Below are 7,817 nucleotides of genomic sequence, written 5' to 3'. Positions count from 1 at the left end.
GAGCTCCGATAGAATATCGAATCTCGATGGCTGCTTAGTCTTTTTAATACTGTCTACTTGACAGGGATAAGACCATAGAAGGGCTTTTTTTATATGTAAAATTTCATTTGTTTTGTTTACATAATATCTTTACAATTATTTGATAAAATAAAGTCAATTGCGTATTGTGAGGGTGGGTGGTTATCCCTTCTTTCTATTTGGAAGGAAAGGAGGTGATAATATGGAGGTTTTGTTTGACCTTGTAAAAGAGTTTGTCAAAGCGACTGTGCGCGAAGTTTCAGCGTATTTTTTGCGGAAGCAACTTCTAGATAAGGACAACAAAAAACCCACTCCGCGCCGTAGGAAGCAGAAGGGTGGGTTTCGTAAAAAGAAATAGCTTATAATAACTACCACCCATACGGTAGCAGTTAGGGAAGAGATGTTATCGCATCTCTTCTTTTATTATATGCCATTTTATTTGATGTCATACTTATATAGCATTCTACCGAAAATATATCATATTCCTATTTTGTGGTCAATTTGATTACATAATTGAAAAGGTGTAGTCTTATTCCTCTTCAAACTGAAAAATATCCCGATTAATAAGTTGATGGAGATATTGGTCCATTTCAGCAGCAGAAACGCTTCTTTCATTTTTAAACCACCATGCGCTTAATGAGGTGATCGCCCCTGAATAAAATTCAATGATTAAATCATTTGGCAGCGTATAATTTTTACAAAGTTGATTTAAAGCTTCTATTTCTTGTTTTCTCGTTTCGTGACTTAAATATTGTGCACGGCTAATAAATTGTTCATCAGACATTTGCGTTTCTAATATTTTACCGATTTCTTCATGATGTAGGAATTGTTCCATTACTTGAAATGGTTTACTTAATCGATCTGAAACCGGTATTTCAGCAATCATCTTGCCGTATCGTTTAAATCCAAATGTTAATAAAGCATCTTTATCTTCAAAGTGTTTATAAAAGGTTGTTCGGTGTACCATCGCACGATCACAAATTTGGTTAATCGTGATGGTACTATATTTTTGTTTTGATTGCGTCATTAATTCGAATAAGGAATCCCATAGTAATTTATGTGTACGTCTAATACGTAAATCAAGTTGTTTTTCATTATCATTCATCTACAATTCTCCTTTTTTGTAGATTAAGTATACAATGGCTGAAAATTGATTCTCCCTTTTTAATCTACATATGTATATTATATTACATGTGTTCGTGTTTATATAAAGCTTTTTAAGTAAGAAACAGGAGGAGAATTTGTAAATGAATATGACAACTAAGAGCCCTGCAAGTGGCAAAGTTGATACTTCTAATATAAAACATACCCCCATTTTAATTGCATTACTTCTAGGGGCAATGGTTGCATTATTAAACGAAACGTTACTTGGTAATGCGTTAACTGTACTAATGAAAGAATTTGGTGTAACGGCTTCAACAATTCAATGGCTTTCTACAGCATACATGTTAGTTGTTGGTGTTTTAGTACCAATTACAGCGTTACTTCAGCAATGGCTTACAACGAGAAAAATGTTCTTAATCGCTATGGTAACATTTTTAGTAGGTACATTAATTGCGGGATTCGCACCGACATTTTCTGTTTTATTAGTCGGCCGTATCGTCCAAGCTGTAGCGACGGGGTTAATTTCACCGTTATTAATGAATACGATTTTAATCATTTGTCCGCCTGAAAAACGTGGTGCCACAATGGGATTAATCGCACTTGTGATGATGTCTGCTCCGGCAATTGGTCCTACATTATCTGGAGTAATCGTTGACTCACTGAATTGGCGCTGGTTATTCTATATTGTTATTCCTATCGTGATCATTTCAATTATGATTGGGATGAAGTACATTCAAAATGTTTCAGAGTTAACAAGGCCAAAAGTAGATTATCCATCTATCCTTTTATCGACATTAGGATTTGGTGGGATTGTGTATAGCTTTAGTGCATCGGGTGATTTAGGATGGTCCGATGCGAAAGTGTATGGCACTTTAATTGTTGGGCTTATCTCATTATGTATTTTTGTCGTTCGACAATTGAAAATTGAGAATCCAATTTTAGAATTACGAGCATTTAAAGTCCCGATGTTTACATTATCAGTTGGATTAATCGTCATTGTGATGATGTCGTTATTTTCAACGATGACTTTATTACCGATGTTCCTGCAAACAGTTTTACTCGTTACAGCCTTTAAATCAGGAATCATCATGCTTCCAGGAAGTATTATTAGCGCCATAATGGGACCAATCGCGGGTAAACTATTTGATAAATTTAGTCCGAAAGTTATTATCGTTCCTGGCATTGTGTTAGTAGGGATTGCAATGTTCTTATTTAAAGACATTACGCCTGACACATCAATGTTACAAATTATTGTCATGCATAGCGTATTAATGGTTGGACTCATGTTTGTCATGACAGCACAAACATACGGCTTAAATCAATTAACACCAGATCTATATCCGCACGGAACAGCATTGTTTAATACTCTGCAACAAGTAGCTGGCGCAATTGGTACAGCTATATTTATATCGAAAATGTCTTCAGGAACAACTAAGTATATGGAAAGCTCTGCAAACCCAATGGACCCAGTGGAGAAGTTAAACGGTTTAACGTCAGGGTTCCAAGGTGCATTTGCACTTGGATTAATCTTTATTGTTGTTGCTTTTATCGTATCGATATTCTTAAAAGAAGAGAAAAAGGGAGTAGAAGTAAAGGGGGTTTTACAGAACGAAAATTAAGTTTTATATTTCTTTCGTAATAATAGTTCAAACAGCCGAGGGAAATGTGTTGTATGTATTGTCTGTTTTTTAGTAAGAAGAACTATTGAGAATAATGATGTAAAGCTTTACTAATAACTAAAAGTCCAATAATGAGGGAAAGTGTTCTTATAATAAGCTCTGCAACTAATAAGTCACCCATCGTTTTAGTGACATCATACATAGTCCCTGTAATGAGAATAGGTGCGATCATAATGGTAATTCCAATTACTATTTGAAGAAGTAAATTCACGTTTTTACTCAAGATAATCACCTCTAAAAATATTATAAAACAAAATATGGAATTTTCTGTATTATATATTTATTATACTGTGTCGAATTAAGATTATGGTAATGTTTCTAAAGTAAAAAAGAGGTGTCACATAGTTATAAGGTGACACCTCTTTGTAGCTAGTAGAAATTAAAGATGCTTCAATAATATAGCGATCTGGGGCATCATCGATGTAGTTAAAGGGGTAACAAGTTGTTAATGTTAGTTTCTCTTTTTTTACAATGACAGTTCGATCTTCTGCATCTGTTATCCAATGGTTGTTAACCTTACATTTCCTCCGTAACGTCATACCGCAACAACTGCCCCTGATCATAAAACTTCTCAAAAATAAGTCCCATTACATAGAAGAATACTAGACCGAAGCAAATGTGAATGAGCGTAAAAGTAGCTCCAAATGAAGAAAATTCATATACGATAATTGGTAATTTTGCAGTTGTCCAAACGCCTAAGAAAAATACGATGTATTTAATGCTCGCACCTTTTTTCAAAAGTAATGCGGCGATTGGAAAGGCGACATAGAGGGGACCAGCTGCAATTCCGCCTAATAATAGAGAGAATAAGATACCATATATGCCCGATTTTTCGCCCATATATTTCATTAACGTCTCTTTCTTCACCCATTGATCAAGTAACCCTACAAATAGTAGGACAGGAGGAAGGAGAAACAGCATATCTAAAATGCTATTCCCTGTTAGTTGTAATGCCGCCTTGCCTAAAGATTGATTTATAAAAGTTAATATAAAGAGCCCCAGTAGTAAAATGAAAAAGAAGCGATATCTTTTTAGTTCGTTCATACCATCACCACCCAAATGATATAGGAGAATAGGAGAGACATGAGTAATGCAGATGCATTACGTGCGTAAGCGAAGCTTCGCCCAAATATCTTTTGTTCCATCGGCATAGTTGTAAGCCCTACTGACATGAGTGTAGACATAAGTGCCGCAACTTGAGGAAGACCTGCACCATGTTGAACTAATGTATTTCCAAGAGGGAATACGACAAAGCTTGGGATGAGTGCCACAGAACCGAGGATTGCAGAATAAATAATACCTAACAATCCGGACTGCTCTCCAATGATGGAAGAGATGAAGGACGGCGTTAATACGGAAAGTGATAAGCCAACGAAAAGCATGATGGAGAGCATGGCAGGTAGAAGATTGCGAAACATTTTCCATGACTTCATTAGAGCTTTTTTCGTTTTATTACGATCTTTCATAAAAGAAATTCCCGTAAGGACAATGGCTAAAGTGTAAAGGATCATACCGTTAATCATGATCGGATTCCTTTAAGTCTTTATATTTGTCTAGGAAAAAGGATAAGTTCTTCATTTTTTCTTCAATATCCATTTGAAAATCTGCTAATTGTTCCTTTCCAGCAGGCGTAATTTTGTACATCTTTCTCGGTTTATCTTGATGAGCTGTACTTACATAAGATTCAATTGCACCTTCGTTTTCTAATTTCTTTAGTGTGCGGTATAGGATGGCACTATCGATTGGATTGACCGGAAGTTCTTCTGCACACTTTTGCAATAGTTGCCCGCCATAGTGATCCCTCTCGGCTAGAAATAATAAAAGGAATGCCCCTGTATGTCTTCCTGTATGTTTCATAAATAGACCTCCTAAAATAGATTATGTTACTGTTAATAACAGTATACTGTCGTTAACAGTATATGGTGAATGAAATGCTATGTCAATTTTAAAATGTGCAATTTTTGAGAAGGAACATAACAATAAATATGAAACAAACAATACAATGGGGGTGCACTTCATTGTGAAAGTAGCCTTTAGTGCTGGGAAATTACTATATGAAGTAATATGTATGTAGAACATAAAAAAAGACACTCTCAAGAGTGCCTCTCCTTAGCAGCCGAATCCGCCGCCCCAACAGCTAGCTCCAACGATGATTAATAAAATAAAGAGTACAACAAGTAGGGCGAATCCGCCGCCGAAACCACAGCCTCCACCACAACTACCGCCATAACCCATATTAACTCCTCCTTCCATAATGGATTTAATTCACTTTATGTTTTTACGGATAAACTTGAGCAGGTCCTTTTGAAAATAAAAGTAGTTGGGATTTTATCCCGCATTAACGTGCAATAAAACTCCCGCCCGAAAATCCGGCTGGAGCAAAGGAGTTAGGTGGGATTCGGGCTGATTAAAGTTTCACTTTATAAGAGTTGACGAATTTATTTTTGTCACCGGTATTCCGTCGTTTACATATTGTATTTTATTCTGTGTATTGGGAGAAGGAGGATCTTTATGGCTAATTCTGAGATGATTTTACGCTTACTTACAGATTTAAAGATTGAACAGCAAGCTTTAAGAGAACAGCTGGAGAAAATGCAAACAGCTTTGACTATTCTTGAAGAAAAACCAAATACTCCTGAAGAGAAATCAACTATTCTTGAAGAAAAACCAAATACTCCTGAAGAGAAATCAACTATTATTGAAGAAAAACCAGCTGTTACAAAGCAAAGAGCTTATTCTGGACGCCCAACATCTTTTCGTGATTGGAGAGCATCAACTCAAAAGAATTCATAAAAATATAAGAAAAGAAGACACCCATTAAGGTGTCTTCTTTTCCTTGTACAATCCAAATGTGATTAGAAGGTATATCCATATTGCTTTAAAACTAAGAAGAAAATAACAATTATCGACTCCAGTTTTAGTATAGCATGTAATAATAAATAATTTTATGTAATATTGCATATATATAGATTAAAGAATGTTTATTCGTATATATTTTAGTTGTCTGTTATTTCTTTTAATTCATTTACTTATATTATTCTTTGAGCGCTCCAGTAATGGGGCCTTTTTTAGTTATTATTCATGCAGTTCGATTGCTTTACATTGAAATTTTTATGGTAGTTTTATTAAGAAATAGATTCATATCTTTTAGGGCAGGAATGAGAACTACTCAAATGCGGAATGATATACTTGAGTGGTTTTGTGTATGTAATATTATTTATAAAAGTTTACAACAATATAAATATATGACCTTTTACTTTTCTCCTATATCATATATGATATAGTCTGGGACGCCACTGCACTTATGTATATTTAGGAGAACTAGAATGAATAGGAATGATTACACTCAAAGGTTACTATTTAACGAACCTATTGTTTGAATATAAATCTAGTGTATTGAATATTTGGAAGATAGAATGTATAAAACAAGAGAGAAGTTAATTTTACTAATGCATTGTAGTAAGTTTCCGAAAAATCTGTTCTTTAATTTTGGTGGTATCAGATGCATGAAATGAATGTTCTATTTCATAAATCTGGAAGTGAAAAAATCATGTATAGGGGAGGAAGGTATTACTACTAATCTAGTAAAATATACCGTAATAACTATGACAAGAAATCTAGGAAAATACGTAATTACTTTAACAACAGGACTAACTTTATTATCAACTGTGCCATTAACAACTTTAGCAGAAGAGAGTGTTAATCAACCGAATCAATTGTCAATTGCAGACGGAGAAAAAGACGCACATGTTCATGGTGATATAGAGACCGTTAAAGAAGCTAAGACAGGAAAAGTCACGGAAGCGGAAGCTTTAAAAAATATTGAAAATGCGTTTAAAGATGTAGATGGTAAAGGAGATGGAAGCTCTCGCTCTATGCAACCCAAAATGCGTAGTTCTAACCGTATAGGGTATTCAGCAGCAGACCCATCAGCAACGAAGAAAAGTGGAACAATTAGTGGAATTCCGTTTGTAGAGTGGATTATACCAGCTGGTAACACAGATATTCGACCTGCAAACCCAATGAAAGCAAAGTATATTACGATTCATGAAACAGCAAATACGGCACCGGGTGCGAATGCTGAGAGTCATGCAAAGTATTTATACAATCAAGCAACAAGCGGTACTGTTAGAACTGCTTCTTGGCATTTTACTGTAGATGATAAAGAAATTTATCAGCATCTACCAACAAATGAAAATGGCTGGCATGCAGGTGATGGTGGTACAGGTACAGGAAACAGAGAATCAATCGGTATTGAGATAGCGGTTAATCAAGATGGCGACTACAATAAAGCGGTAGAAAACGCGAAAAAATTAGTAGCGCATTTAATGAAACAAGAAGGAATCAGCGCGAGTAATTTAAGACGCCATGAACAATGGAGTGGAAAGAAGTGCCCTGATATTATTATCACAAGGGGGACTTGGAATTCATTTGTAGAAGGCGCTAATGGATATCTGAATGGGGGTACAGGAACGAATCCTCCGTTAGTAGACGAAAAAGAAGATGTAGATGGTAACGAAACAAACCCAGCTGAGCCAAATATTGAGTTAGAAATCACTGGTACAAGCGTGAATGTTCGTAGTGGTGCAGGAGTGAATTATGGAGTTGTCCGCATTGCTAAGAAGGGTGAAAAATACAAAGTGTTATCTATTAAAGATGGCTGGTATGAAATCAAGAAAGGTGAGTGGGTGAAATACGATCCAAGCTGGAGTAAGCTCACTAACAATGCTCAAGATAAAGACCCTAATACAACAAAAGAAGGTTGGGTATTTAAAAATAACAATTGGTATTATACAAACAGTGATGGCAAAATGGCTACTGGTTGGAAAAATGTTGGTGGTGCATGGTATTACTTAAATAGTAGTGGTGCAATGGTAACGGGTTGGCAATCAATAGGTGGTGCATGGTATTACTTACATAGTGAAGGTGCAATGGTAACGGGTTGGCAATCAATCGGTGGTAAATGGTATTACTTCTGTCTCTTATACACATCTGACGCTGCCGACGAAGCTAGAA

General features: G+C 35.7%; 10 protein-coding genes and 1 pseudogene. 4 read left to right on the top strand and 7 right to left on the bottom strand.

Features of this window, described 5'->3' with window-relative positions; translation table 11 throughout:
• The first annotated feature begins 220 nt into the window (after positions 1–220).
• On the top strand, positions 221–376 hold the full coding sequence (locus tag JDS92_RS29010) for a hypothetical protein (protein ID WP_000453392.1): 156 nt from the start codon (positions 221–223) through the stop codon (positions 374–376).
• A gap of 171 nt (positions 377–547) precedes the next feature.
• Here JDS92_RS29010 and JDS92_RS29005 read toward each other — a convergent pair whose 3' ends face one another.
• Entirely contained in the window at positions 548–1,123 is a 576-nt protein-coding gene (locus JDS92_RS29005) for a TetR/AcrR family transcriptional regulator (protein WP_098911707.1), read from the bottom strand.
• A 142-nt stretch (positions 1,124–1,265) separates the two neighbouring features.
• Between JDS92_RS29005 and JDS92_RS29000 the strand changes: the two genes are divergently transcribed.
• On the top strand, positions 1,266–2,741 hold the full coding sequence (locus tag JDS92_RS29000; protein WP_199632973.1) for an MDR family MFS transporter: 1,476 nt from the start codon (positions 1,266–1,268) through the stop codon (positions 2,739–2,741).
• Between the two features lie 82 nt (positions 2,742–2,823).
• Here JDS92_RS29000 and JDS92_RS28995 read toward each other — a convergent pair whose 3' ends face one another.
• The 6 genes and pseudogenes from JDS92_RS28995 to JDS92_RS28970 form a co-directional block, all read right to left on the bottom strand.
• Entirely contained in the window at positions 2,824–3,024 is a 201-nt protein-coding gene (locus JDS92_RS28995; protein WP_098138398.1) for a hypothetical protein, read from the bottom strand.
• A 151-nt stretch (positions 3,025–3,175) separates the two neighbouring features.
• Positions 3,176–3,319: pseudogene (locus JDS92_RS28990) on the bottom strand (sortase domain-containing protein); the annotation flags it as partial.
• A complete protein-coding gene (locus JDS92_RS28985) occupies positions 3,318–3,845 on the bottom strand; it encodes a permease (RefSeq protein WP_141523555.1) in 528 nt (175 codons plus the stop codon). The gene JDS92_RS28985 and the pseudogene JDS92_RS28990, both read right to left, overlap by 2 nt.
• Positions 3,842–4,324 (bottom strand): hypothetical protein, encoded by a 483-nt coding sequence (locus JDS92_RS28980; RefSeq protein WP_098138396.1) that lies wholly within the window; start codon positions 4,322–4,324, stop codon positions 3,842–3,844. The genes JDS92_RS28985 and JDS92_RS28980 overlap by 4 nt, the downstream gene beginning before the upstream one ends.
• Positions 4,317–4,658, bottom strand: a complete 342-nt coding sequence (locus tag JDS92_RS28975) for a PadR family transcriptional regulator (protein WP_098138394.1) — start codon at positions 4,656–4,658, stop codon at positions 4,317–4,319. The genes JDS92_RS28980 and JDS92_RS28975 overlap by 8 nt, the downstream gene beginning before the upstream one ends.
• Positions 4,659–4,910: 252 nt before the next feature.
• Complete coding sequence (locus JDS92_RS28970; protein ID WP_000540377.1) at positions 4,911–5,036, bottom strand: YjcZ family sporulation protein; 126 nt, start codon at positions 5,034–5,036, stop codon at positions 4,911–4,913.
• A gap of 276 nt (positions 5,037–5,312) precedes the next feature.
• Here JDS92_RS28970 and JDS92_RS28965 point away from each other — a divergent pair, with 276 nt between their 5' ends.
• Positions 5,313–5,594, top strand: coding sequence for a preprotein translocase (locus tag JDS92_RS28965; RefSeq protein ID WP_199632972.1), 282 nt, complete (start codon positions 5,313–5,315; stop codon positions 5,592–5,594).
• 812 nt (positions 5,595–6,406) lie between these two features.
• Positions 6,407–7,817: N-acetylmuramoyl-L-alanine amidase (locus tag JDS92_RS28960; protein ID WP_199632971.1), on the top strand; the 1,411-nt coding region annotated here is incomplete at its 3' end.

Source organism: Bacillus cereus group sp. N12, from assembly GCF_016483575.1.
Classification (GTDB): Bacteria; Bacillota; Bacilli; order Bacillales; family Bacillaceae_G; genus Bacillus_A; species Bacillus_A toyonensis.
This window is presented reverse-complemented; position numbering and strand designations above follow the sequence as displayed.

Coding starts and splice junctions, on each gene's coding strand:
- JDS92_RS29010 (WP_000453392.1), top strand. CDS start 221: ATGGAGGTTTTGTTTGACCTTGTAAAAGAGTTTGTCAAAGCGACTGTG.
- JDS92_RS29005 (WP_098911707.1), bottom strand. CDS start 1,123: ATGAATGATAATGAAAAACAACTTGATTTACGTATTAGACGTACACAT.
- JDS92_RS29000 (WP_199632973.1), top strand. CDS start 1,266: ATGAATATGACAACTAAGAGCCCTGCAAGTGGCAAAGTTGATACTTCT.
- JDS92_RS28985 (WP_141523555.1), bottom strand. CDS start 3,845: ATGAACGAACTAAAAAGATATCGCTTCTTTTTCATTTTACTACTGGGG.
- JDS92_RS28980 (WP_098138396.1), bottom strand. CDS start 4,324: ATGATTAACGGTATGATCCTTTACACTTTAGCCATTGTCCTTACGGGA.
- JDS92_RS28975 (WP_098138394.1), bottom strand. CDS start 4,658: ATGAAACATACAGGAAGACATACAGGGGCATTCCTTTTATTATTTCTA.
- JDS92_RS28970 (WP_000540377.1), bottom strand. CDS start 5,036: ATGGGTTATGGCGGTAGTTGTGGTGGAGGCTGTGGTTTCGGCGGCGGA.
- JDS92_RS28965 (WP_199632972.1), top strand. CDS start 5,313: ATGGCTAATTCTGAGATGATTTTACGCTTACTTACAGATTTAAAGATT.